This is a genomic window from Jannaschia aquimarina (assembly GCF_000877395.1).
GTDB lineage: Bacteria > Pseudomonadota > Alphaproteobacteria > Rhodobacterales > Rhodobacteraceae > Jannaschia > Jannaschia aquimarina.
In genome coordinates this window covers 124,171-147,548 of the sequence record NZ_JYFE01000074.1, presented here as the reverse complement: position 1 = coordinate 147,548, position 23,378 = coordinate 124,171, and the positions used below count along the sequence as shown (strand labels likewise).

The window sequence follows — 23,378 nt, the reverse complement described above, 5'->3', positions numbered from 1 at the left end:
TGGAGCCAGGATCAATCCATCGCGATCTCGCGGAGATCGGTTCCGTCCGGCGCGAAGGCGAAGACGCGCCCGTCGGTCGTGGTCACGATCCAGAGGGACGGGGTGCGGGTCACGGCCAGGGGAGACGCGCCGTCCGGCAAGACAAGCGCATCGGGCACGGTCACCGTGGGCGCCTGGAGACGGATGACAAGCAGGGTCACCACGGTTATCAGCCCGACGATCATCACTGCCGTCAGTGTCGTCACGAGGCGGCGCAGGAACCGCAGGTTGGCAGGCTCGGGCAGTTCGGGGGGCTGGATGTCGGACACGATCACCTTCCGCATCGCGGCCGATCCGCCGCCGCGTCTGGATAAGGCCATCGCGCGGGACGCGCCAGAGGGCGCACATCTGTCGCGCTCTCGCCTGGTTCGCCTGCTCGGGGACGGCGCGGTCCGGGTGAACGGAGCCATCGCGTCCGCGAAGGGGACGGTCTTCGAGGGGGATGCCGTCGAGATCGACCTACCGCCGCCGGAAGCCGTCGACATCGCGCCCGAGGAGATCCCTCTCCGGATCGTCCATGAGGATGCGGACGTGCTGATCGTCGACAAACCGGCCGGGATGGTCGTTCATCCTGCGCCGGGGACGCCGTACGGCACGCTGGTCAACGCGCTGATGCACCATCTTGGAGACGACCTGTCCGGGGTCGGCGGGCGGGCGCGGCCGGGGATCGTGCATCGAATCGACAAGGATACGTCGGGCCTTTTGGTCGTGGCCAAGACGGATGCCGCGCATCACGGCCTCGCCGCCCAATTCGAAGCCCACACGGCCGAGCGGGTCTACCGAGCGATCTGCCACGGTGTGCCCGATCCGGCGGATCCGCGTCTGCGCGGATTGCGGGGGGTGTCGTGGGAAGGTGCGTCGCTTCGCATCGCGACGAACCTCGCGCGCCATCCGACGGATCGTCAGCGCCAGGCTGTCGTCTGGGACCACGGGCGGCATGCCATCACGCGTGTGCGGATGGTCGAGGATCTGGGTGCGGCCGCTCTGGTCGAGTGCCGGCTGGAGACCGGCCGGACACACCAGATCCGCGTCCACATGGCCTATGTCGGCCACGGTCTTCTGGGTGATCCTGTCTACGGAGGCCGCAGGAAGATGCCGAAGGATCAGCCGGGCGCGGGGGCAGCCGCGTCGTTCTCGCGACAGGCGCTCCACGCGGCGGTGCTCGGTTTCGTGCATCCGGCCAACGGCGAGACGCTTCGCTTCGAGTCAGAGATGCCGGAGGACATGGCGGACCTCCTGACCGCGTTGCGGTAGACCGGTGGCAGAGAGAGTCATCGTGTCGCAGGGCGGAACGTTGAGCGCCTAGCGCCGTTTTCGGTGCGAACGAGCACATAGGATTGGCTACACTCGGGAGATGTCTCTCTGGATCGGCTAGTGTAATGTGAAGTCAAGCGACGTCGCTCCGATCAAGCGCGTGCGACGTCTTGTAAACGACCGGGCTGCACCCATATCCGACTTAAAGGGTGTTAAGCCTATTAACATGAGGGAGTGACATCATGGCTGCCAGCTACGCCAACCTTCCGGCCCCCTCGCCCGAGCAGGGGCTGAACCGTTATCTTCAGGAAATCCGCAAGTTCCCCATGCTGGAACCTGAACAGGAATACATGCTCGCCAAGCGGTGGGTCGAAGACGAGGACACGGACGCGGCGCACCAACTCGTCACGTCGCATCTGCGTCTCGCCGCCAAGATCGCCATGGGCTACCGCGGCTACGGATTGCCGCAGGCCGAAGTGATCAGCGAGGCGAACGTGGGTCTCATGCAGGCCGTCAAGAAGTTCGACCCCGAAAAGGGGTTCCGTCTCGCGACCTATGCGATGTGGTGGATCCGTGCCGCGATCCAAGAATACGTCCTGAGATCGTGGTCGATGGTGAAACTCGGCACGACCAGCGCGCAGAAGAAGTTGTTCTTCAACCTCCGCAAGGCAAAGAGCCGCATCGGCGCGTTGGAGGAGGGCGACCTGCGCCCTGAAAACGTGGCCCGCATCGCCAACGATCTGGGCGTGACAGAAGACGAGGTGACCTCGATGAACCGGCGCATGTCGGGCGGAGACGCGTCGTTAAACGTCATGGTCGGCTCGGATGGCGACTCGACGACACAATGGCAGGACTGGCTGGCGGACGATGACGCGGACCAGGCCGGCGACTATGCCGAGCGCGACGAGTACGAAGCGCGTATCGACCTGATGACCGAGGCGATGGACGTCCTGAACGATCGCGAGAAGGATATTCTCACCCAGCGCCGGCTGTCCGAAGAGACCGTCACGCTGGAGGATCTCTCCGGCAAGTACGACGTCAGCCGGGAACGGATCCGTCAGATCGAGGTGCGCGCCTTCGAGAAGCTGCAGAAGCGCGTCAAGGAACTGGCCCGCGAGAAAGGCATGGTTGCCGCCTGACGTCCCGAGACCTGACCGACTGGCATGTGAGAACGGCGGCTCCCCATCGGGAGCCGTCTTTTCGTCGGAATCCCCGCAGGAGGATGCGATTAAGATGCCCGGCTGAAATATGTCTCTCCTCTGCGGCGCGAACGCCCGGGCCTCGTCCGGCGAGCTTTGCTTTGTTCGTGTGCGGCAACGTCGTGATATGATCCGGCACCGACCCAACTTGGTGTCGACGTGATCCGGCAGAAACGGGAGAATTCGGAATGTCGTATTTCATGGCCAGCGTCGCCGCCGTTCCGGAGGCCAACAAAGATGCTTTCATCGCTCATGCGAAGGAAGCGTGGGAAGTGATCTTCAAGCCGCTTGGCGCGCTCTCGATTACGGAAAGCTGGGGCGATGACGTGCCCGACGGGGAGGTCACGTCCTTTCCGATGGCGGTCAAGCGGCAGGACGGAGAAGCGGTCCTTGTCTCGTGGATCGAGTGGCCGGATCGCGAGACCTACGCCGCCGCGAACGACAGGATGCGGCAACCCGACTTCGCAGAGGTGATGGCCGGCATGTCGGAGATGCCATTCGATGGAAAGCGCATGATCTGGGGTGGATTTGCGCCCGTGGTCAATGAGCGGGTCTGACTGGGTGACGATCTGAAATCACGGGAGGTCAGGGATCATGGCAGGCGGATGGACACGCGACGGCGCAGTGGGCGAGCAGATCGAGGCTTCGATCCAGGATGAACTCGCCCGCATGAAATCCCGCGCGGCACCGGTTGGGGAAAGCCTGACCCACTGCGCCGAGTGCGAGGAGGAGATCCCGGAAGCCCGGCGCCAGGCCATTCCGGGCGTGAAATTGTGTTTCGACTGTGCGTCGGAACGAGATGCGCGCCCGGTCGCGCGGACGGGGATCAACAGGCGCGGCTCGAAAGACAGCCAATTGCGCTAGGCCGATCCATGGAACGCCTTTGACGCGAGCCGGTTAATGCCGTGCAACCGAAAGGCGCCGTGTGTTCGCATCTTTTTCGACTCTCGTTCTGATCTGCATCCTGATTGTCGCTGCCGGTGTCGTGCTGGTCGCCTCACTTCGAATGACGGCCCTGGCGGACCAGATCGCCGACCGCGCAGGGTGGGGGGAAGCGCTGGTCGGCGGGTTGGTGTTGGGGGCGGCGACATCCCTTTCGGGCCTCGTCGTCTCGGTGACGGGTGCGGCCTCGGGGGATGCGTCGCTCGCCTTTTCGAACGGCGTGGGCGGGATCGCGGCGCAGACGGTCTTTCTGGCACTTGCCGATCTGGGACATCGCCGCGCCAACCTGGAACACGCAGCGGCGGAGCCTGCCAATCTGATCCAGGGCGTCCTGTTGATGACGCTCCTGACCTTGCCACTGGTCGGATATGCGGCTCCGCCGATCACAATCCTCGGCCTTCATCCGATAACTGCCGTCATGATCGGCATGTACGTCTATGGTCTGCGCGTCACGCGCGAAGTGCGCGAAGCGCCGATGTGGCGTCCGGTCCAGACCGACGAGACCCGCGAGGATACCCCCGAAGACCCGGAAGAGGCGGAGCGCAGCCCCGTCCGCCCGGCGATCATCTTCGCGGGGCTTGCCCTCGTCCTTGCCCTGTCCGGTTGGGTGATCGCCCAATCCGCAGGGGTTCTCATTCAGCGATCCGGTCTTTCGTCCTCTCTGGTCGGCGCGTTGGTGACGGCGGTCCTGACGTCGTTGCCGGAACTGGTCACGACCCTGGCGGCGGTTCGCCGGGGGGCGCTTCAATTGGCCGTGGGGGGCGTGATCGGCGGGAACATGTTCGACACCCTTTTCCTGGCGGCCTCGGACATCGCCTATCGAGACGGATCGCTCTACCACGCGCTGGGGACGGAGGATCTCTACTGGTTGGCGACCGGACTTCTGATGACCGCGATCCTGCTTGCCGGGCAGATCCGGCGGCAGCGGGACGGCCCCGCCGGCATCGGCTTCGAGAGCGTCGCCCTGCTGGCGGTCTACGGGACCGCCGTGACGGTCCAGGCCCTGTCGGGTTGAGTGGCGCGCGGCGCACAGGATCTGGCCGTCGCCGTTCCTGTAGTGCTGTTGCCATGCTGCTCCCGGGGGATCCGCCCTCGCAAGTTCCCGCCCCGCGGCCAGTTTCCTCGCCGATGACAGCCTCGGATCATGGGCTTACCGTCGCGGCGAACATCCTGTGACGGAGGAGGACGCGATGGCAGAGGTCCGCTGGGGCGTGTTGGGCGCGTCCGGATTTGCGCGGCGCGACATGGCGCCCGCGATCCACATGGCCCGGGGCAACCGTCTGGCCGCGCTCGCGACCCGCTCCCCGGAGAAAGCCGAACCCTTCCGGAGCATCACGGAAGACCTGCGTATCCATGGCGACTACAACGCCCTTCTGGCCGATGACGCAATCGACGCGGTCTACGTTCCGCTGCCCCATACGCTGCACATCGAATGGGCGGCGAAGGCGCTTGAAGCCGGCAAGCACGTCCTTGTCGAGAAACCCGTGGCCATGCGGGCAGAGGAGATCGATCCCCTGATCGCCCTGCGCGACAGGACCGGCCTGATCTGTGCCGAAGCCTACATGATCGTGCACCATCCCCAGTGGCATTTCGTCCGGGAGTTGCTGGATGGCCGGACGGTCGGACGGCTCCGCCATGTCGAAGCCGTGTTCACCTACGACAATTCGTCCGATCCGGGGAACATACGGAATTCTGCAGAGACCGGGGGCGGCGCGCTGCCCGATATCGGGGTCTACACCTATGGCTCGACGCGATGGGCCACCCGGTCCGATCCAGAGGAAATCACCCACGCGGATATCGAGTGGGAGGCGGGCTGCGACACGCTAGCCCGTGTCTCGGCACGGTTCCCGGCCTTCACGGCGCATTGGGTCAATTCGATGCGGATGCTGCCGGACCAATGGATCTGCTTTCACGGGACCGAAGGCCTCGTGCGGCTGACGGCGCCCTACAATCCGTCTCGGTTCGGCCCCGCGCATGTGGACTGGCGGGGGACCGACGGCGTCCGCCACGCGCGGACATGGCCCGGGGTCGACCAATACGTCTTGCAGGTCGAGGCCTTCTCCGCCGCTATCAGGGGCGAGGCCCCGTTCACCTGGACGCTGGAGGATGCGCTTGGCACCCAGCGGGTGATCGACATGGCCTATGCCGCCGCCGGAGGTCGGCCGGCGATCTGATCCGCTCAGCGGTTGCCCCGGCGCGACCGTGGCCATACCTCTCGGGCAACCAGAGGAGACCGATATGCGCGACCCCCGCACCTTCGATGCCGACGCTTCGGGCGGCCAGTCCTTCGGCGACCTGCCGGAATGGGATCTGAGCGATCTCTACACGGCCCCCGATGCGCCACAGCTCAAGGCCGATCTCGACTGGTTCGAAGCGGAGGCGAAAGCCTATGCGGCCGATTACGAAGGCAAGCTCGATACGCTCGACGCGGACGGGATGCTGCGCGCGATCCAGCGCCACGAGCGTCTCGATCAGGTGGCGGGGCGGATCATGTCCTATGCCGGGCTCCGCTACTACCAGGAGACGACGAACGGCGAGCGCGCCAAGTTCATTTCGGACATGCAGGATCGCCTGACCAACGCGTCCACGGCGCTCGTCTTCTTTAATCTCGAATTCAACCGGCTGGAGGATGCTTTCCTCGACGGGCTCTACGAGGCGAATGCCGACCTCGCGCGCTACCGGCCCACGCTGGATCGCCTGCGTGCGATGAAGCCGCATCAACTGTCCGACGAGATGGAACGCTTTCTGCACGATGCCTCGGTCGTGGGAGCCAGCGCCTGGAACAAGCTCTTCGACGAGACGATGGCCGCGCTGGAGTTCACCGTGCGCGACGAGACCTATGGGATCGAGGGCGTCGCCAACCTCTTGTCCGAACAGGATCGGTCCCTGCGGGAGGATGCGGCGCGCGAGATGGCGCGTGTGCTCTCCGCGAATGTCCGCACCTTCGCCCGCATCCATAATACCTTGGCCAAGGAGAAGGAGATCGAGGATCGCTGGCGCAAGCTGCCCACGCCGCAATCGGCGCGCCACCTTGCCAACCACGTGGAGCCGGAGGTCGTGCAGGCGCTCCGCGACGCGGTCGTCGCCGCCTATCCGCGCCTGAGCCATCGCTACTACGCGCTGAAGGCCAAGTGGCTGGGCCTCGACAAGCTGCGCCCCTGGGACCGCAACGCGCCCCTGCCGATGGAGGAAGACCGTCGCATCCAGTGGGACGAGGCGGTCGAGACGGTCACGACGGCTTATGCGGGCTTCGATCCCCGCATGGCCGAACTGGCGGAGCCGTTCTTCACCAAGGGCTGGATCGACGCGCCGGTGAAACCCGGCAAGGCGCCCGGTGCCTTCGCGCATCCGACCGTTACGGACGCGCATCCCTACGTGATGCTGAACTATCTTGGCAAACCGCGTGACGTCATGACGCTGGCCCATGAGCTTGGGCACGGGGTGCATCAGGTGCTGGCGGCGGAACAGGGCGAATGGCTGTCCTCCACCCCGCTGACACTTGCCGAGACGGCCAGCGTCTTCGGCGAGATGTTGACCTTCCGCGCGCTGCTGAAGGCGGCCCCTGATCAGAACGCCCGAAAGGTTCTGCTGGCGGGCAAGGTCGAGGACATGATCAACACGGTCGTGCGCCAGATCGCCTTCTACGATTTCGAATGCAAACTGCACGCCGCCCGTCGCGAAGGCGAACTGACCCCCGACGATATCGGCGCGCTCTGGATGTCGGTTCAGGCGGAAAGCCTCGGGCCGGCGGTCGAGTTCATGGAGGGCTTCGAGAGCTTCTGGGGCTACATCCCCCATTTCGTCCATTCGCCCTTCTACGTCTATGCGTATGCGTTCGGGGACAGCCTCGTGAACGCCCTTTACGCCGCCTACGAAGAGACGCCCGAGGGCTTTCAGGACAAGTATCTCGACATGCTGCGGGCCGGCGGCTCCAAGCATCACAAGGATCTGCTTGCCCCGTTCGGGCTGGATGCCAGCGATCCCGCCTTCTGGGACAAGGGCCTTGGCATGATCGAGGGCTTCATCGACGAACTTGAAGCGATGGATTGACCCGCATCGCGGTGCATGCGCGACATGGCGCGTTCCCTGACGCTGGTGTAGGTGACGGCCATGATTGCGTGCCACACGATCTCCGGTGACGGGCTGACGGCGACCTTTCTGTCCTTCGGCGCCAGTCTGCGGGATCTGCGGCTGGACGGGCACGACGCGCCGCTCGTCCTCGGGCTGGAGGATCCGGCGGATTATCCCGCTCATTCGCGATATATGGGTGCGACAGCCGGGCGCTACGCCAACAGGATTGCGGCCGCGCGCTTTACCCTCGACGGGAGGACGTTCCGGACCGATCCCAACTTTCTCGGCCGTCATACGCTCCACGGCGGGTCGGCCGGGACCGGTAAGCGCGACTGGGAGCTTCTGGATCACGAGGTCGATGCGATCCGCTTCGGGCTGACCCTGCGCGACGGCGAGATGGGCTTTCCCGGCGAGATGCGGATCGAGGCGCTGTTCTCCTGCGCGCCGAGCGCCACCTTGCGGATCGAATATCGGGCCACGACGCAAGCGCCGACCATCTGCAATCTCGCCCACCATACCTATTGGCGCCTGGACGACACCGGAGACGTTTCGCGCCACCGCCTCACGGTCGCGGCTGATCGCTACGTTGCGGTTGACGAAGATCTGATTCCTACCGGGGTGGCGTCCGTCGACGGCACCTGCTTCGACTTCCGGCAGGGCCGTGCCTTGGCCGGAGAGGGTCTTCTGGACCACAACCTCTGTCTCTCGAGCGGTCGCGAACCGCTGCGCGAGATCGCGGCCCTGCGCTCCGACGCGTCCGGGATCGAGATGCGGGTGGCGACGACGGAACCCGGCCTTCAGGTCTATGACGGAGCCAAGCTGGATATCGGCGTTTCCGGCCTCGGGGGGCGCCGCTACGGGGCCCATGCCGGCGTCGCGCTGGAGCCGCAGATCTGGCCAGACGCGCCCAACCACGACGATTTCCCTTCGGCCGTGCTGCGGCCGGGAGAGACCTACCGACAGACCACAACCTTCAGTTTCTCGAAAGGCTGATCCCATGCTCGACCAGACCGGCTACACCCAATGGATGCGCGAGACCTGCCTGATCGGCGGCGAATGGATCGGCGCGGATAGCGGCAAGACCATCGACGTGACGAACAAGGCCACGGGAGAGGTGATCGGCACCGTGCCCGGAATGGGCCGCGCCGAGGCCGATCGCGCTATCGCCGACGCCAGCGCGGCGTTTCCCGCGTTCCGCGACATGCCGCTGATGGACCGGTGCGCGCTGCTCTGGAAGCTGCACGACGCGCTCATGGACAACCAGGCCAGCCTGGCCGAGCTTCTGACCGTCGAGATGGGCAAACCGCTGGCCGAGGCAAAGGGAGAGATCGCCATCGGCGCGCAATATGTCCGCTGGTTCGCCGAGGAGGCGCGCCGCGCCAAGGGAGAGATCGTTCCCGCCGGCGTGAACGGGCGCCGCATTCTGGTGACGAAGCACGCCGTTGGCGTGGTCGGCATGATCACGCCGTGGAATTTCCCCAGCTCGATGCTCGCCCGCAAGATCGCCCCGGCCCTGGCGGTCGGCTGCACCGTCGTCGCCAAGCCCGCGACCGCGACGCCCTATAGCGGTCTGGCTTGGGGGGCGCTGGCCGAAGAGGTCGGTTATCCCAAGGGCGTCGTGAACATCCTGACCGGATCGGCGCGAGAGATCGCGGGTGCGATGATGGATGCCTTCGAAACGCGGAAGGTGACCTTCACCGGCTCCACCGAGGTCGGCAAGGAGCTCATGCGCCAGTCGGCGGACACGGTGAAGAAGGTCTCGATGGAGCTGGGCGGCAACGCCCCGTTCCTGGTCTTCGATGACGCCGATCTGGACCGCGCCGTCGAGGGCGCGATGGTCTCGAAGTTCCGCAATTCGGGCCAGACCTGCGTCTGCGCCAACCGCATCTACGTGCAAGCAGGCATCCATGACGCCTTCGTCGCGAAGCTCAAGGAGAAGACCGAAGCGCTGAAGGTCGGCGACGGGCGGGAGGACGGTGTCGAACAAGGTCCGATGATCGACGAGGATGCTGTCGCCAAGGTCGAGGAATTCGTGGCCGACGCGAAGGAGAAGGGGGCCGAGGTCGTCACCGGCGGCGACCGCCACGAGAAGGGGGGCACCTTCTTCCAGCCGACCGTGGTCGCGGGCGCCACGCAGGCGATGAAATTCGCCACCGAAGAGATCTTCGGCCCGCTCGCCCCCGTCTTCCGCTTCGAGACGGAGGAGGAGGCGATTGAGATGGCCAACGCAACGGTCTACGGTCTCGCCTGCTATGCCTACACCCAGGATCTGGGCCGCGCCTTCCGCCTGAACGAGGGACTGCAATACGGGATGATCGGCATTAATTCGGGCCTCATCACCACGGTCGAGGCGCCCTTCGGCGGGGTCAAGGAAAGCGGCCTCGGCAAGGAGGGCGGCAGCCAGGGCCTCGAGGATTACCTCGAGACGAAATACGTCTGTATCGACGGGATCTGACCGGGCGTGGCGCAGCCCGGCATGTCGCGCGGGACCTTTGCGGCATTCCGACTGAAGCCGGGCGACGACCTGCTCGACAGGCTCCACGCCGCCCGGCGCGATATCGGGGCCGACGCCCTGACGCTCGTCACCTGTGTCGGCAGCCTCACCCGTGCGACCCTGCGCTACGCAGATCGGGACGATGCCGTCTTGCACGAAGGTCGGTTCGAGATCGTCTCGCTGGTCGGGACGGTCGACCCAGAGGGGCATCACCTGCATCTCTGCATCGCCGACGGGGCGGGCCGCGTGATCGGCGGCCATCTCGTCTCAGGTGCGACGATCTACACGACGGCGGAGATCGTGGTCGTGGCGCTGGACGATCTGTCCTTCTCGCGGGCGCGCTGCGGCCTGTCGGGCTATCGCGAACTCAGCGTCGAGCCCAAAGGCATCAAATCAGCCGAGGCTGCCACGCCCCCTCCATCTCCAGAAGGCGACGCTTGATCGTAAGGCTGCCGGAGAAGCCGCCCAGACTTCCGTCCGCGGCAATGACCCGGTGGCAGGGGATCAGCAGCGGGATCGGATTGCGACCGTTGGCCTGCCCGACGGCCTGCGTTCCGCCGGGTCGACCGACGGCACGGGCGATCTGCGCGTAGCTGCGTGTTTCGCCACGTGGGATGGCGCGTAGCGCCTTCCAGATGCGAAGCTGAAACTGGGAGCCTTCCGGCGCGAGCGGCGGGACATCCCTGTCAGATCCGGCGAGGATGGCGTGAACCCGATCTTCGGCGTCCTTCCAGATCGCCGGCGCCTCCAGCCAGTCCGCATCGGCGCGCGGCGGGCCGTCATCGCCCGGAAGCCGAAGATGCGTGATCTCACCGTCGCGGCCGGCAATCAGAACCGGTCCGATCACCGTTTCGATCGGGGCGAAGGTGATCACACCGGGTTCGGTGGCGTACGGCCCTCTGCGATGGCGATGGCATTGTCGAGCGCCATGCGGCCCATCGCTTCGCGGACCTCCAGCGCCGCCGTCCCGAGATGGGGCAGCAGAACGGCGTTTTCCAACGTCATGAGGGTGTCGGGCACGACCGGCTCGTTTTCGTAGACGTCGAGCCCGGCTCCGGCGATGCGGCGGTCCCGCAACGCGTCGATCAGGGCCCCTTCGTCGATGACGTCGCCGCGCGCGATGTTCACGAGGATCGCATGGGGCCGCATCGCCGACAGGGCATCGGCATCAATCAGGTGACGCGTCTCGGGCGTCGCCGCGACGGCCATCACGACGACATCGGCGGCAGCGCAGACCTCGGACACGCTCCCAAGCTGGCGCGCGCCGTCGATCCGCTTGTCCGAGCGATTGTAGAACACGACCTCCATCCCGAAGCCCGCCCTGCAGCGATGTGCAATGGCTTGGCCGATCCGGCCCATCCCGACGATGCCGACCGTCTTTCCGGTGACGTGCAGGCCCAGCATCTGTGTCGGATGCCAGCCGCCCCAGCGGCCGGAGCGGACCACACGCTCTCCTTCGCCGGCCCGGCGGGCGGTCATCAGGATCAGCGTCAGCGCGATGTCGGCGGTGGCATCGGTCACGGCGCCGGGCGTATTGGTCACCACCAGCCCCGCCGCCCGGGCCGCGCCCACATCTATGTGGTTGTAGCCGACCCCGAAATTGGCCAGTCCGCGCGCCCGGATCTCGCCGGGAAACGCATCGGCCCCGAACGCGTCGCCAAGCGTCGGCAGGATGACGTCAGCCTCGGCAAGGGCGGCCCGGCATTCATCCAGATCCATCGGCTGCGTCGTCTCGCGGCAGGTCACTTCGAAGTGTTCGGCCGCCGCCTCCATCACGCTGTCGGGCAGGGCACGGGACACGAACAGCTTCAATGCATCCTCCCGCCGTTCGGCACCGTCTGATCCGGCGCCAGCAGCACGATCCCGCCCTTCGCATCGGACAGGCCGAGGACCAGGACTTCGGACATGAAGGGCCCGATCTGGCGCGGGGGGAAGTTCACGACGGCCATGACCTGTTTCCCGGTCAGCGTCTCGGGCGTGTAATGCGTCGTCAACTGGGCGGATGTCTTCCGCTCGCCCAGCGCACCGAAGTCGATCCAGAGCTTGATCGCGGGTTTGCGCGCTTCGGGGAAGGGTTCGGCCCGCAGGACGGTCCCGACGCGGATATCGACCTTCAGGAAATCCTCGAACGAAATGGTCATCCCCGCAACTCGCGGGATCGGTCGGCGGCGGCGGCGACGGTCCGGGCCATGAGGTCCGGGAGGTCTGCCATCAGGACCTCGAGCCCCGCTTGCGTCGTGCCGTTCGGGGAGGTGACGTTGATGCGCAATTGGCCCGGATCCTCGCCGGACATGGCCAGCTTTCCCGCGCCGAAGACCGTCGCACGTGCGAGGCGGAGCGAGAGTTCCGGCGACAATCCCTGCGCCTCGCCCGCAGAGGCCAGCGTTTCGATCACGTGGAACACGTAGGCCGGGCCGGAGCCCGACAGGCCCGTGACCGCATCCATCTGCTCCTCGCTTTCCAGCCGGACCACTTCACCCACCGACGACAGGAGCATCTCGGCCAGGTCCAGATCGGCGCCGGTGGCCGCCTTGTTCCCGATCATCGCCGTGATCCCGGCCCCCACCGCGGCGGGGGTGTTCGGCATGGCCCGGATGATGCGACCACCAAGCGCGGTCTCGAAGGCGGAAATCGGCGTCCCTGCGGCGATCGAGATGAACAGCGCGTCGAGGTCCCGCAGGGCGGGCAGGGCGTCGGCCATCATCTGCGGTTTCACCGCGATCAATGCGACCGCGGGCGCATCGGGCATCGGACCGTCCAGCCGCACGCCTGTGCCGCGCAGCCATTCGGACGGGGCGGGCTCGACGACACGGACCGCCTGAGGATCCAGCCCCGCGTCCAGCCATCCGGCCAGTAGCGCCGATCCCATCTTGCCGCATCCGAGCAGGACCAGCCCGCGCGCGGACACTTCAGACAGGTCAGGCGTGGCCATAGGCCTCGGCGATGACGATTTGCATCGCTTCTTCGGGGGTGCGGCCGCCCCAGCAGGCAAGCTGGAAGGCGGGATAGAACCGCTCTCCTGCAAGTACGGCCTCGGCGACAAGGGTGTTGATCTGCTCGACCTGGGCGCAGGCGCCACCGGACAGGACCAGTCCGTAGCGATAGACCATCAGCTTCTGGTCACGCCAGAAGGTGAAGCTGCCGGCCCAGCACTCGTCGTTCACGAGGTTCAGCAACTCGTAGAGGGAGGGAAGGCTCTCACCCGGCGGCTCCATCTCGAAGCAGCAGATCAGGCGCAACGTCTCTTCGGTTTCGGACCAGGCAAGCGTGACCGAGTAGCTGCGCCACTGGCCCTCGACCACCATGGCGATCTGATCTTCGCCGACGCGGTCGAAATCCCATTCGTGGGTTTCGGCCACGGTCTCGACCAGATCGATGGGATGCAGGTCGCCCGTTTCCGAGAACTGATCGCGCTGATGCAGCATATGCACTGGGCCCTCCGGCCTCGCTAGGGGTGGGCCTGTGGACGAATTCTATGTCGCCTCTCACTGGCCCCTACAGCATATGGTGGGGCGCGGATATGCGCCTGTAAAGCGAAAGATCGGCCTTATCCCCAGCTTTCGGCCATCGCCGCATCCTCACGTGCATGTCAGGTGACCGGATCGGCCGAGGGGGCTAGGTGCATCGTATGAGACACCTCATCCTTCTGCTCGCCACGTTGCTGGCCGCGCCCGCCGCCGCCCAATCTCTCGCTTTCGACGGCTCCTGGCGGGAGCAGGGCTTCCTCAGACTGTCGTCCAACAACTACGTCCAGCGGGGCGGCGATCTTCAGGTCACGTCGGACGGGACTGTCAGCCTGCTCTGGCGGGCGGTTCCCGAGCGGATGCGCGGCGCGACCCGTGCGTCGTGGTCGTGGTCCGTTGCCGAAGGCGTCGGCGCAACCGACTTGCGCCGGAAGGGCGGGGACGATCGCAACCTCGCCCTCTACTTCGCCTGGACCGATCCGCAGACCGCGGCCCGTGCGGACCCGAGCCGGGCCACCCGCCTGCTGCGAGACGAGAACACGCGCGTTCTGGTCTATGTCTGGGGCGACGACGACGCGCGGGGAACGATGCAGCAGAGCCCATATCTGGCGGGGATGCGGACGATCGTCCTGCGTAATGCGGGGACCGGGCAGCATCGGGAGAATGTCGACCTCGCGGCGGATTACGCCCGTGCCTTCGGCGGCGCGCCGGGTGTTCTGGTCGGAATTGGGGTCTCGGCGGATTCCGACGATACCGACGGCCGGATCCGCGCGGCTCTGACGGCGCCGGACTTGCGTTGATCAGACGCGTTTCCTAGCCGTGGGACATGAGCCTCGACTGGACCCCGCCCCGTTCCTGGATGCCGCCCGCGCATTTGGCGGGCCATCACGCACGGCTCGAGAAGCTGCGCCCCGATCATGCAGAGGATCTGTGGTCTCGGATGGCGGGACATGACGAGATCTGGCAGTGGCTGCCCGATGGTCCGTTCGGCGCTCTGTCCGAGTACCGGGAACACATAGAGCGGCAGGCGGCCTCCTCGGATCCGGTGTTCTATGCCATCGGATCCGCCGATGGGTGGAGCGGGGTCGGGTCCCTTCTCCGGCTGGATCGGGCGAACGGCGTGATCGAGATCGGACATCTGTGTTTCGCGCCTGCCCTGCAACGCACGCCTGCGGCGACCGAGGCGGTCTTTCTTTTCGCAAAGACGGCCTTCGACGGCGGGTTCCGGCGGCTCGAATGGAAGTGCAACGCCATGAATGCACCTTCGCGGCGGGCGGCGCTTCGATACGGGTTCGCATTCGAGGGGGTGTTCCGCCAGCACATGGTCGTGAAAGGCAGGAACCGGGATACCGCCTGGTTCTCGATCCTCGACCGGGAATGGCCGTTCCTCCGCCCGGCCTTCGAGGCGTGGCTCGACCCCGGCAATTTCGATCCGCACGGGCGCCAGAGACGTGCATTGTCTGACATGATCGCACAGATCGTCCGGAACTTGGATCGCGGATCGACGGCGGAGGGAATGCCGAAGGTCTGATCGGCCCGGATCCCGCCTCTTGCGGCCTGTTACGGTTCGGTAGCGGTTGGCGAGCGGGCTCGCTTGTTCCGGACCGTTTGCGCGCCTAGCATCGCCCGGGTGACAGATCGTCCCGCACAGACGGATCGCCCGCCGGGCCTTCTCCCCGCGCGCTTGCGCGCGACGTGGGACGTGATCCGCGACAAGGGGCCGAGCCAGCTTCAGTTCTGGTTCATCGCACTCGGGATCGGGATCGCCTCCGGTTATCTGGCCGTCGGCTTCATGCTCTCGATTTCGACCCTGCAGACGTTCCTCTACGGAACGGATGATCCGAGGATGCTGCACAGCTTCGTCGTCAACCTGCCGTGGTGGTGGATCCTGCTCCTGCCCGCCGCGGGCGGCCTGCTGGTCGGGTTCATCCTGACGCGCTTCACGCCCGATGGCCGTGTGCGCGGCGTTGCAGAGGTGATCGAGGGCGCCGCCCTGCGCGAAGGCCGGGTCGAGAGGCGGGCGGGCCTCGCCTCGATCTTCGCCTCACTGACGACGCTGTCTACCGGCGGCTCGACCGGGCGGGAGGGACCGGTCGTCCACATGGTCGGGCTGATCGCGGGCTGGGTGTCGAACAAGATCAATGCCGACGGCGTCACCGGCCGCGAGTTGCTGGGCTGCGCTGTCGCGGCGGGCGTGGCAGCCAGCTTCAACGCGCCCCTGGCGGGGGCTCTCTTTGCGCTGGAGGTCGTGCTGCGCCACTTCGCCGTGCATGCCTTCGCCCCGATCACGATCGCTGCCGTCTCGGGCTCGGTCGTCAGCAGGATCCATTTCGGCGACGTGACCGAGTTCCGTCTGCCAGCGGACGGAACGATGGCCTTCTATGCCGAGCTCCCGGCCTTCGCGATCCTGGGCCTGACGAGCGGGCTGGTCGCGGTCGTCCTGATGCGCTCGGTCTTCGTCGCCGAGGATTTCGGGACCGCCGTCCAGCGCCGGTTCGTGATCCCCGCGATGGCGCGCCCGGCCGTATCGGGCCTGATGCTTGGCGCGCTGGCGATCTTCTTCCCGCACATCATCGGCGTGGGATACGAGACCACGTCGGCGGCCCTGTCCGGCAACCTGATCCTGCACGAGGCCATGGTATTCGCGGCGATCAAGGTCTTTGCCGTGGCGGTCACGATGGGCGGACGGATGGGCGGGGGCATCTTCTCGCCCGCGCTGATGATCGGCGCTCTGACGGGTCTGGCCTTCGGTCTGCTCGCGACGGGGATCTTTCCCGACATGTCCGGATCCGAGACGGTCTACGCGCTGGCGGGAATGGGGGCCGTCGCCGCCGCCGTGCTGGGGGCGCCGATCTCCACCACGTTGATCGTGTTCGAGATGACCGGAGACTGGCAGACCGGGATCGCGGTGATGGTTGCCGTCGGTTCGGCGACTGCCCTGTCGAGCCGGCTGGTCGCCCGCAGCTTCTTTCTCGAGCAACTCAAGCGCCGCGGCATCCATCTGGCCGCAGGGCCGCAGCGCTACCTTCTGGCGACGATCCGCGTGTCGTCGGTCCTCAAGGCGCCCGAGCATCCGAAGGCCCCGAAGGAGGATCGGATCCGCCGCGCGGTCAACGAGGCGCTGTTCGTCGATCCGTCCGACACGCTGGAAAAGGCGATCCCTCTTTTCGAGAGGTCGAATTCCGACTTCCTTGCCGTCGTCCGGCTGAAAGACGAAGGTCCGCCCGAAATCGTCGGCGTCGTGCTTTACGTCGACGCGCTGCGGGTCTTCAATCGTGCGCTGGCGGAGACGGCCGCAGAGGAACATGCCTGATCGGAGGATCGAATGAAACGCTCTCGCATCAACCGGATCATGGCCGAGGCGGACGAGATGATCCGCCGCCACGGCTTTGTCCTGCCCCCATTCGCGGGTTGGTCTCCGGATGAGTTCAGGGCGCGGGCGGACACCGCGCGTGCGGTGATCGACGCGCGCTGCGGATGGGATATCACCGATTACGGTGCGGGGCGGTTCGACGAGATGGGCCTGTTCCTGTTCACTCTCCGCAACGGTCGGCTGGAGGATCTGCGCCGCGGCGGAGGGATGTGCTACGCCGAGAAGCTGCTGATCTCGCGCCAGGATCAGCTCAGCCCGATGCATACGCATGTCATCAAGGCAGAGGACATCATCAACCGCGGTGGCGCGACGCTGGTGGTGGAACTCTACGGCTCCGACGAGTCGGGCGGCTTTGCCGAAGACCGGGGCGGACGCGTCATGTGCGACGGGATCGCTCGGGACTTCGCGCCGGGAGAGAAGTTGCGCCTTGCGCCGGGCGAGAGCGTGACGCTGATGCCGGGCGATTGGCACGCCTTCTGGGGCGAAGGGGGCGATGTGCTGATCGGCGAGGTCAGCACCGTGAACGACGACGAAACCGACAACGTGTTCCGCGAACCCATCGGCCGCTTTGCCGACATCGAAGAGGACGAGCCCCCGACCCATCTGCTTGTCAGCGACTACGCGACGTGGCTCGCCGCATCGGGTTGACGTAAGGGACGCCCGAAGGTCTTCTGACCGGGACCCGCGCCAAATCGCGGGCAAAGGGAGGAAGACCATGAAGAAGCTGCTTTGCGGCACCGCGATGGCTGTCGTCGCCATGACCGGGACGGCCTGGGCCGATGCTCATGCCGCACCCGAAGGCACCAGCGCGTGCCTGATCACCAAGACCGACACGAACCCGTTCTTCGTGAAGATGCGCGAAGGCGCAGAAGAGAAGGCCGCGGAGCTGGGGGTCGAGCTGACCTCCTATGCCGGCCAGATCGACGGCGACCATGAAAGCCAGGTCCGCGCCATCGAGACGTGCATCGCGAATGGCGCGTCGGGCATCCTGATCACGGCCTCCGACACGGCCGCGATCGTCGATCCGGTGCAGCAGGCGCGTGATGCCGGCATTCTGGTGATCGCGCTCGATACGCCGCTCAACCCCATCGACGCAGCCGACATGACCTTCGCGACCGACAACTTCGTCGCCGGAGAACTGATCGGCCAGTGGGCGGCCGCGACACTGGGCGATGCGGCGGCGGACGCCAAGATCGCCATGCTGGATCTCGCCATCAGCCAGCCGACGGTCGGCGTCCTGCGCGACCAGGGCTTCCTGCAGGGCTTCGGTATCGAACTCGGCGATCCCAACCGCTGGGGCGACGAGGACGATGCGCGCATCATCTGCAACGAGGTGACGGCGGGCAACGAGGAAGGCGGCCGCACCGCGATGGAAAACTGCCTTGCGCAGGATCCGGACATCAACGTGGTCTACACGATCAACGAACCCGCAGCCGCGGGCGCCTACGAGGCGCTGGTCGCCGTGGGCCGCGAGAACGACGTCATGATCGTCTCGGTCGATGGTGGCTGTCCGGGCGTCCAGAACGTGGCCGACGGGGTGATCGGCGCGACATCGCAGCAATATCCGCTACTGATGGCGTCGCTCGGCATCGAGGCCATCGCCCAGTTCGCGAAGGACGGCACGCTTCCCGCACCGACGGAAGGCAAGAACTTCTTCGACACGGGCGTGGCCCTCGTGACCGATCAGCCCGCCGAAGGGGTGGAGAGCATCTCGGTCGAGGAAGGCCAGGAGCTGTGCTGGGGGTGATTTCCCCGTCCGGGGCCGAGGGCCCCGGCGGTCGGTCCGTTGGACCGATCGGGGAGATCAAGATGAGAGCCCGGCACGTTGGTCTTGCCGAGCGCCCGGGATCCCTGGTCCTGCGGCAAGGCTGATCCGACACTCGCCGGGGCGGACCTCCGCCCCGGCCCGCGCATGGAAGGGGACGCCATGACGAGCGCCGATCACGAAAGCACGGTTCGCGACCGCCGCGAAGAGGCCGTTGCCGCCTTCGAGGAGAACCGCGGCATCCTCGGGCGGATCCAGCACACCCTTCACGTGACGCCCGCGCTCGTTCCGCTGATCGTGCTGACTGCCGCGATCATCGGGTTCACCTGGTATCTGGGCGCGCGCTTCCCCGAGCAGTTGCCCCTGATCATGCAGCAGGTGCAGATTGTCGGCGTCCTCGCGGCGGCGCAGTCGCTGATCATTCTGACCGCCGGCATCGACCTGAGCGTCGGGGCCATCGCCGTCTTCTCGTCGGTGGTCATCGGTCAGGTGACCTTTCGCTACGGCCTGCCGCCGACGGTCGGCATCATGGCCGGTCTGGCCGTCGGCTCGGCCATCGGCGCGATATCGGGGTGGCTGGTCAGCCGGGTCAAGCTGCCGCCCTTCATCGTGACGCTGGGCATGTGGCAGATCGTGCTGGCGACGAACTACCTCTATTCCCGCAACGAGACGATCCGTTCGCGCGCGATCCAGGACGAGGCGCCGATGCTCCAATGGCTCGGCGCGAAGCCCAACGAGCAGCTCGTCAACTGGATCGAGGCCAGCCGCGGCATCGAATGGGAGCGGCGACGACCGGCCGAGACCGACAGCGCCGTCCTCGACTTCCTGTGGGCCACGAACATCACCTACGGCGTCCTCGTGATGATCGCGCTGGTCGCGATCCTGGCCTACGCGCTCCGCTCGACCGCATGGGGGCGCCATGTCTACGCGGTGGGCGACGACCCGGAGGCGGCGGAATTGGCCGGGGTCAATGTCAAGCGCACACTGATGAGCGTCTACATCCTGGCGGGCGCGATCTGCGCCATCGCGGGCTGGATTATGATCGGGCGTTTCGGATCGGTCTCGCCTTCGGCCTCGACCGGGGTGGTAGGCAATATCCAGTCGATCACCGCCGTGGTGATCGGGGGGATCTCGCTCTTCGGGGGCAGGGGGTCCATCTGGGGCGCGTTCTTCGGTGCGCTGATCGTCGGCGTCTTCGAGCTTGGCCTGCGGATGGCGGGCGCGAATGCCCAATGGACCTACCTGCTGATCGGCATGCTGATCATCGGGGCCGTCGCCGTCGACCAGTGGATCAGAAAGGTGAGCGCATGACCGAACCGATCCTCTCGGCCACCGGCCTGACCAAACGCTACGGGAAGGTGGTCGCGCTCGACCGGTGCGAGTTCGAGCTCTATCCCGGCGAGGTCCTCGCCGTCATCGGCGATAACGGGGCGGGCAAGTCGACCCTGATCAAGGCGCTGTCGGGTGCGGTCCAGCCCGATGCGGGGAAGATCCGGCTCGAGGGGAGAGACGTCCGGTTCTCTTCGCCGAACGATGCCCGCGAACACGGGATCGAGACGGTCTATCAGACGCTTGCGATGTCGCCCGCCCTGTCGATCGCGGACAACATGTTCATGGGACGCGAATTGCGCAAACCGGGCTGGCGCGGCAAGTGGTTCCGTCGTCTGGACAAGGGCAGGATGCGCGAGTTCAGCCGCGCCAAGCTCAGCGAGCTGGGATTGATGACGATCCAGAACATCGACCAGCCGGTCGAGACCCTGTCGGGCGGCCAGCGCCAAGGCGTCGCGGTGGCGCGCGCGGCCGCTTTCGGATCGAAGGTCATCATCCTGGACGAGCCGACGGCCGCGCTGGGCGTCAAGGAAAGCCGGCGGGTGCTGGACCTGATACAGGACGTGCGCTCGCGGGGGATCCCGATCATCCTTATCTCGCACAACATGCCGCACGTCTTCGAAGTGGCGGACCGCATCCACATCCACCGGCTCGGCAAGCGGCTGACGGTCATCGACCCGAAGGACTACACGATGTCCGACGCCGTGGCTTTCATGACCGGCGCCAAGGAGCCGGAGGCCGCGTGACCCCGTCAGACCTGGCAGACCGGATCCGGGCGTTGCCCGGCACGCGGACGTTGACGGCGATCGTGGGGCCGCCCGCTTCGGGCAAGTCCACCCTGGCCGAAGAGGTCGTGGCGGAGTTGGGCGGCGAGGGCGCGCTGGTCGCCATGGACGGCTTTCATCTGGATGACCGGCTTCTGGAACCTGCTGGCCTGTTGCCCCGCAAGGGCGCGCCCGAGACCTTCGACGTCGAAGGGTTCGCCAGGCTGATGGCCGCTCTGCGCAGCGGGCAAGAGGTGATCGCCCCCCTCTTCGACCGCGGCCGCGAGATCGCGATCGCGGGGGCTGTGCGTATCCCCGGCTCGGCACGGCACGTCGTGGTCGAGGGGAACTGGTTGCTGCTCGATGCGCCGGGTTGGCGGGATCTGAACTGGGACCTCTCGGTCATGCTGAAGGTCCCCGAAGACATCCTGCGTGCCCGGCTGGAGCGGCGCTGGTCCGGACTCTCGGCCGAGGCCCGCGCGTCGAAAATCGACGGCAACGACCTGCCGAATGCCCGGCTCGTGCTGGAGGGTTCGCGGCCCGCGGATCTCGTGATCGGCTCAGCCGATTGAGTCGAGGTCGATCCGCAGACCGTCCCTCCCCAGGAAAAGCGGGCCGTCCCAATGCGCCCGAACAGCTTCGGTCCACGCCTCCGGTCCCGTTCCCGGCAGTCCGTCGGGGACGAAATGGTTGAGCGCGAGCGCCTTCACACCCGCGCGGTGCGCAAGGCGGCCGACCTCGCCGGCCTCCGTATGGGACCGCAGGATGTGGTCGCGCAGGCGCGGGTCGGCGTGGGACAGCCGCTCGATCAACAGGTCGACGCCGCCCGACAACATGGCTTCGTGAACCAGGAGGTCCGCTCCCTCGCAGAACGCGGCCCATCCATCGAAGGGCGCCGTGTCTCCGGACAGGACGACCGTCCGTTCCGCGCCGCAGATCCGCAGGGCGAAGCTTTCGGCGATGGGCGGGTGGTGGTTGCGGATCGCCTCGATCCGCACGCCCTCCGACCAGATCGGACCGGCCTCGATCTCGTGTATGTCGGCCACAGGGGCCAGGGGCACACGCCCCTCGTCGGCGATGCGCAGGTCGACGTCGAAGGACATGGACGCAAGGAAATGCCGCCAATAGTCCTGCAGGCCCGCCGGGCCGATCACCGGGATCGGTCGGGTCAGCCCCCCGGTCCAGGCCGTATGCATCAGCGGGCCGAGCTCCAGGTAATGATCTGAATGCAGGTGCGTGATCACGATAAGGTCGAGATCACCCAGAGCGACCCCCTGTGCGCAAACCGCTCGGGCAGCGCCGAGACCCGCATCCACCAGGATCGTGCGGCCGCCCAGTTTCACCAGGATCGACGTCGGCATAGAGGATCCGGGACGGATCGCGGGCCCACCCTTCACGCCGAGCAGGGCCACCCAGTTCTCCATCATCCACCCCCCAGCAGAAGTACGATCACGCCGATCACGATCAGCGCGCAGCCGACGACCTCGAGTCTGTTGATCGACTCGCGGAAGAAGAACACGGACGAGGCGAAGGCGAAGAGCATCTCTATCTGTGCCACGACCTTCACCAGCGCGGCCTGCTGCAAGGTGAAGGCGGCGAACCAGCCAAACGTCGCCGTCGCGCCCACGAAGCCGACGGCGAGGCCCGGACGCCAGGCTTGCCCGACGCGGACCAGTTCCGCCCGATTCCGGGCGATCATCCATCCCAGCATCAGGACCGTCTGGAGCGTGATCGCGGCCAACAAGGTCACGACCGCCTGCGCGAGGAACGACTCCGCCTGAACGCTGCGCGCCGCCGTCTGGTAGCCGACCGATGCCAACCCAAAGAGCGTGCCGGCCCCCATGCCCATCAGCGCCACGGGCGTGACGAGCGATGTGATCAGCGCGCGCGGCGTCACCGCCGTCCGCGCGACAGAGATCGCCATGACGCCCGCGACGGAAATCAGGATCGACGCGATCGCCGTCCAGGAGAAGCCGACCCCGAAAAGGAGAAAGGTGAAGATCGCGGTCTGGGCCGTCTCGGTCCGGGAATACGCATTCCCGACGGTGAAGTTCCGGAACGAGAAGAGATGCACCAGCAGGAACGTCCCTCCGATCTGCGTCACGGCGCCAAGGGCCAGCCAGGGCAGGAACGCGGCAGGGACGTCCGGCACGCTGCCGCCCGTCGCGGTGAACAGGATCGCGGCATAGATCGCGGCAAAGGGCACGCCGTAGCCGAAGCGCACGAAGGTCGCGCCCGTGGTGCCCATCCGGCCCTTGAGGTGCTTCTGGAGGGTGGAGCGGACATTCTGCAGGAACGCTGCGCCGATGGTGATCGCAACCCACGTCTCCATCAGAGTTGCGGGACCGGACTTGAGAGGGGGGAGCGGGTCAGGGGACGTCCTTCGGAGACTGCCCCGGTCTTCTGTCCAAGCAGGTCGGGCGAGTCAAACGGGCACTGTCCTTTCGGCTGGTCTTGTGGGGCTTACGGTTCCGTCCGTTTCGTTCAAGATGAGGTGACGCCTTGGCGGAGGCGATCGCCTCCCTCATCCGCCGGTTTCGGGGCCGCCCCGCGATGTCCCGGAGGACGATGAAAGTGAGTGGTGGCAGCGAGAGGGCCGGGCACACGCCGTCGCCGCCCGGTCGGGTCGCGTGGGAGTGCGGCAGGTCAACGGGCTCTGAAAAGCGAGAGGGGGCGATAGCGGC

General features: G+C 66.4%; 26 protein-coding genes. 18 read left to right on the top strand and 8 right to left on the bottom strand.

Annotated elements, in window-relative coordinates; genetic code table 11:
• Positions 1–11: 11 nt before the first annotated feature.
• Complete coding sequence (locus jaqu_RS19080) at positions 12–308, bottom strand: DUF6476 family protein (protein WP_052501079.1); 297 nt, start codon at positions 306–308, stop codon at positions 12–14.
• Between jaqu_RS19080 and jaqu_RS19075 the strand changes: the two genes are divergently transcribed.
• The 10 genes from jaqu_RS19075 to jaqu_RS19030 all read left to right on the top strand — a co-directional run bounded on the left by jaqu_RS19075 (position 298) and on the right by jaqu_RS19030 (position 10,440).
• On the top strand, positions 298–1,293 hold the full coding sequence (locus jaqu_RS19075; RefSeq protein ID WP_043920598.1) for an RluA family pseudouridine synthase: 996 nt from the start codon (positions 298–300) through the stop codon (positions 1,291–1,293). The two genes, jaqu_RS19080 and jaqu_RS19075, sit on opposite strands and share 11 nt — an antisense overlap.
• Before the next feature lie 242 nt (positions 1,294–1,535).
• Complete coding sequence (gene rpoH / locus jaqu_RS19070; protein WP_043920597.1) at positions 1,536–2,432, top strand: RNA polymerase sigma factor RpoH; 897 nt, start codon at positions 1,536–1,538, stop codon at positions 2,430–2,432.
• A gap of 248 nt (positions 2,433–2,680) precedes the next feature.
• Entirely contained in the window at positions 2,681–3,049 is a 369-nt protein-coding gene (locus jaqu_RS19065; RefSeq protein ID WP_043920596.1) for a DUF1428 domain-containing protein, read from the top strand.
• Positions 3,050–3,086: 37 nt separating this feature from the next.
• Positions 3,087–3,356: a DksA/TraR family C4-type zinc finger protein gene (locus jaqu_RS19060; RefSeq protein WP_043920595.1), complete on the top strand. Its 270-nt coding sequence runs from the start codon at positions 3,087–3,089 to the stop codon at positions 3,354–3,356.
• A 61-nt stretch (positions 3,357–3,417) separates the two neighbouring features.
• On the top strand, positions 3,418–4,449 hold the full coding sequence (locus jaqu_RS19055; protein ID WP_043920594.1) for a sodium:calcium antiporter: 1,032 nt from the start codon (positions 3,418–3,420) through the stop codon (positions 4,447–4,449).
• A gap of 175 nt (positions 4,450–4,624) precedes the next feature.
• Positions 4,625–5,608 carry a Gfo/Idh/MocA family protein gene (locus jaqu_RS19050; RefSeq protein ID WP_043920593.1) on the top strand — a complete coding sequence of 328 codons (984 nt, stop codon included), beginning with the start codon at positions 4,625–4,627 and terminating at the stop codon, positions 5,606–5,608.
• Between the two features lie 64 nt (positions 5,609–5,672).
• The gene (locus jaqu_RS19045) at positions 5,673–7,484 is read left to right on the top strand and encodes a M3 family oligoendopeptidase (RefSeq protein WP_043920592.1); all 1,812 of its coding nucleotides are present in this window, start codon (positions 5,673–5,675) and stop codon (positions 7,482–7,484) included.
• 60 nt (positions 7,485–7,544) lie between these two features.
• Complete coding sequence (locus jaqu_RS19040; RefSeq protein WP_043920591.1) at positions 7,545–8,498, top strand: aldose epimerase family protein; 954 nt, start codon at positions 7,545–7,547, stop codon at positions 8,496–8,498.
• 4 nt (positions 8,499–8,502) lie between these two features.
• Complete coding sequence (locus jaqu_RS19035; protein ID WP_043920590.1) at positions 8,503–9,960, top strand: NAD-dependent succinate-semialdehyde dehydrogenase; 1,458 nt, start codon at positions 8,503–8,505, stop codon at positions 9,958–9,960.
• Between the two features lie 6 nt (positions 9,961–9,966).
• Positions 9,967–10,440, top strand: a complete 474-nt coding sequence (locus jaqu_RS19030; RefSeq protein ID WP_201774383.1) for a PPC domain-containing DNA-binding protein — start codon at positions 9,967–9,969, stop codon at positions 10,438–10,440.
• Here the strand turns inward: jaqu_RS19030 and jaqu_RS19025 are convergent.
• From jaqu_RS19025 to jaqu_RS19005, 5 genes are read right to left on the bottom strand one after another with little or no spacing between them, the layout of a single operon-like run.
• A complete protein-coding gene (locus tag jaqu_RS19025; RefSeq protein ID WP_043920588.1) occupies positions 10,388–10,873 on the bottom strand; it encodes a methylated-DNA--[protein]-cysteine S-methyltransferase in 486 nt (161 codons plus the stop codon). The genes jaqu_RS19030 and jaqu_RS19025 overlap by 53 nt on opposite strands.
• Entirely contained in the window at positions 10,870–11,811 is a 942-nt protein-coding gene (locus jaqu_RS19020) for a 2-hydroxyacid dehydrogenase (protein ID WP_043920587.1), read from the bottom strand. The genes jaqu_RS19025 and jaqu_RS19020 overlap by 4 nt, the downstream gene beginning before the upstream one ends.
• The gene (locus jaqu_RS19015) at positions 11,808–12,140 is read right to left on the bottom strand and encodes a tRNA-binding protein (RefSeq protein WP_043920586.1); all 333 of its coding nucleotides are present in this window, start codon (positions 12,138–12,140) and stop codon (positions 11,808–11,810) included. The genes jaqu_RS19020 and jaqu_RS19015 overlap by 4 nt, the downstream gene beginning before the upstream one ends.
• Entirely contained in the window at positions 12,137–12,931 is a 795-nt protein-coding gene (gene proC, locus jaqu_RS19010; RefSeq protein WP_043920585.1) for a pyrroline-5-carboxylate reductase, read from the bottom strand. Before proC ends, jaqu_RS19015 begins: the two co-directional genes overlap by 4 nt.
• Positions 12,918–13,424 (bottom strand): type III secretion system chaperone family protein, encoded by a 507-nt coding sequence (locus jaqu_RS19005; protein WP_043920584.1) that lies wholly within the window; start codon positions 13,422–13,424, stop codon positions 12,918–12,920. The genes proC and jaqu_RS19005 overlap by 14 nt, the downstream gene beginning before the upstream one ends.
• Positions 13,425–13,627: 203 nt before the next feature.
• Between jaqu_RS19005 and jaqu_RS19000 the strand changes: the two genes are divergently transcribed.
• From jaqu_RS19000 to jaqu_RS18965, 8 genes are all read left to right on the top strand, one after another.
• Entirely contained in the window at positions 13,628–14,263 is a 636-nt protein-coding gene (locus jaqu_RS19000; protein ID WP_043920583.1) for a DUF3047 domain-containing protein, read from the top strand.
• Between the two features lie 26 nt (positions 14,264–14,289).
• Positions 14,290–14,994, top strand: a complete 705-nt coding sequence (locus tag jaqu_RS18995; protein ID WP_043920582.1) for a GNAT family N-acetyltransferase — start codon at positions 14,290–14,292, stop codon at positions 14,992–14,994.
• A 99-nt stretch (positions 14,995–15,093) separates the two neighbouring features.
• Positions 15,094–16,776 (top strand): chloride channel protein, encoded by a 1,683-nt coding sequence (locus jaqu_RS18990; RefSeq protein ID WP_392387225.1) that lies wholly within the window; start codon positions 15,094–15,096, stop codon positions 16,774–16,776.
• 12 nt (positions 16,777–16,788) lie between these two features.
• On the top strand, positions 16,789–17,484 hold the full coding sequence (locus jaqu_RS18985; protein ID WP_043920580.1) for a D-lyxose/D-mannose family sugar isomerase: 696 nt from the start codon (positions 16,789–16,791) through the stop codon (positions 17,482–17,484).
• A gap of 67 nt (positions 17,485–17,551) precedes the next feature.
• On the top strand, positions 17,552–18,583 hold the full coding sequence (locus tag jaqu_RS18980; RefSeq protein WP_043920579.1) for a sugar ABC transporter substrate-binding protein: 1,032 nt from the start codon (positions 17,552–17,554) through the stop codon (positions 18,581–18,583).
• Between the two features lie 180 nt (positions 18,584–18,763).
• The gene (locus jaqu_RS18975) at positions 18,764–19,912 is read left to right on the top strand and encodes an ABC transporter permease (RefSeq protein ID WP_043920625.1); all 1,149 of its coding nucleotides are present in this window, start codon (positions 18,764–18,766) and stop codon (positions 19,910–19,912) included.
• The gene (locus jaqu_RS18970) at positions 19,909–20,676 is read left to right on the top strand and encodes an ATP-binding cassette domain-containing protein (protein ID WP_043920578.1); all 768 of its coding nucleotides are present in this window, start codon (positions 19,909–19,911) and stop codon (positions 20,674–20,676) included. The genes jaqu_RS18975 and jaqu_RS18970 overlap by 4 nt, the downstream gene beginning before the upstream one ends.
• Entirely contained in the window at positions 20,673–21,266 is a 594-nt protein-coding gene (locus jaqu_RS18965; protein ID WP_043920577.1) for a nucleoside/nucleotide kinase family protein, read from the top strand. The genes jaqu_RS18970 and jaqu_RS18965 overlap by 4 nt, the downstream gene beginning before the upstream one ends.
• On the opposite strand, the gene jaqu_RS18960 is transcribed toward jaqu_RS18965, so the two are convergent.
• Positions 21,255–22,121, bottom strand: a complete 867-nt coding sequence (locus jaqu_RS18960) for an MBL fold metallo-hydrolase (protein WP_043920576.1) — start codon at positions 22,119–22,121, stop codon at positions 21,255–21,257. The genes jaqu_RS18965 and jaqu_RS18960 overlap by 12 nt on opposite strands.
• On the bottom strand, positions 22,118–23,026 hold the full coding sequence (locus tag jaqu_RS18955; protein ID WP_043920575.1) for an EamA family transporter: 909 nt from the start codon (positions 23,024–23,026) through the stop codon (positions 22,118–22,120). The genes jaqu_RS18960 and jaqu_RS18955 overlap by 4 nt, the downstream gene beginning before the upstream one ends.
• Positions 23,027–23,378: the final 352 nt, after the last annotated feature.

Excerpts from the sequence above, each read along its gene's own strand:
- jaqu_RS19075 (WP_043920598.1), top strand. The coding sequence starts at position 298 with ATGTCGGACACGATCACCTTCCGCATCGCGGCCGATCCGCCGCCGCGT.
- rpoH (WP_043920597.1), top strand. The coding sequence starts at position 1,536 with ATGGCTGCCAGCTACGCCAACCTTCCGGCCCCCTCGCCCGAGCAGGGG.
- jaqu_RS19065 (WP_043920596.1), top strand. The coding sequence starts at position 2,681 with ATGTCGTATTTCATGGCCAGCGTCGCCGCCGTTCCGGAGGCCAACAAA.
- jaqu_RS19060 (WP_043920595.1), top strand. The coding sequence starts at position 3,087 with ATGGCAGGCGGATGGACACGCGACGGCGCAGTGGGCGAGCAGATCGAG.
- jaqu_RS19050 (WP_043920593.1), top strand. The coding sequence starts at position 4,625 with ATGGCAGAGGTCCGCTGGGGCGTGTTGGGCGCGTCCGGATTTGCGCGG.
- jaqu_RS19045 (WP_043920592.1), top strand. The coding sequence starts at position 5,673 with ATGCGCGACCCCCGCACCTTCGATGCCGACGCTTCGGGCGGCCAGTCC.
- jaqu_RS19040 (WP_043920591.1), top strand. The coding sequence starts at position 7,545 with ATGATTGCGTGCCACACGATCTCCGGTGACGGGCTGACGGCGACCTTT.
- jaqu_RS19035 (WP_043920590.1), top strand. The coding sequence starts at position 8,503 with ATGCTCGACCAGACCGGCTACACCCAATGGATGCGCGAGACCTGCCTG.
- jaqu_RS19015 (WP_043920586.1), bottom strand. The coding sequence starts at position 12,140 with ATGACCATTTCGTTCGAGGATTTCCTGAAGGTCGATATCCGCGTCGGG.
- proC (WP_043920585.1), bottom strand. The coding sequence starts at position 12,931 with ATGGCCACGCCTGACCTGTCTGAAGTGTCCGCGCGCGGGCTGGTCCTG.
- jaqu_RS19005 (WP_043920584.1), bottom strand. The coding sequence starts at position 13,424 with ATGCTGCATCAGCGCGATCAGTTCTCGGAAACGGGCGACCTGCATCCC.
- jaqu_RS19000 (WP_043920583.1), top strand. The coding sequence starts at position 13,628 with ATGAGACACCTCATCCTTCTGCTCGCCACGTTGCTGGCCGCGCCCGCC.
- jaqu_RS18995 (WP_043920582.1), top strand. The coding sequence starts at position 14,290 with ATGAGCCTCGACTGGACCCCGCCCCGTTCCTGGATGCCGCCCGCGCAT.
- jaqu_RS18985 (WP_043920580.1), top strand. The coding sequence starts at position 16,789 with ATGAAACGCTCTCGCATCAACCGGATCATGGCCGAGGCGGACGAGATG.
- jaqu_RS18980 (WP_043920579.1), top strand. The coding sequence starts at position 17,552 with ATGAAGAAGCTGCTTTGCGGCACCGCGATGGCTGTCGTCGCCATGACC.
- jaqu_RS18975 (WP_043920625.1), top strand. The coding sequence starts at position 18,764 with ATGACGAGCGCCGATCACGAAAGCACGGTTCGCGACCGCCGCGAAGAG.
- jaqu_RS18970 (WP_043920578.1), top strand. The coding sequence starts at position 19,909 with ATGACCGAACCGATCCTCTCGGCCACCGGCCTGACCAAACGCTACGGG.
- jaqu_RS18960 (WP_043920576.1), bottom strand. The coding sequence starts at position 22,121 with ATGATGGAGAACTGGGTGGCCCTGCTCGGCGTGAAGGGTGGGCCCGCG.
- jaqu_RS18955 (WP_043920575.1), bottom strand. The coding sequence starts at position 23,026 with ATGGAGACGTGGGTTGCGATCACCATCGGCGCAGCGTTCCTGCAGAAT.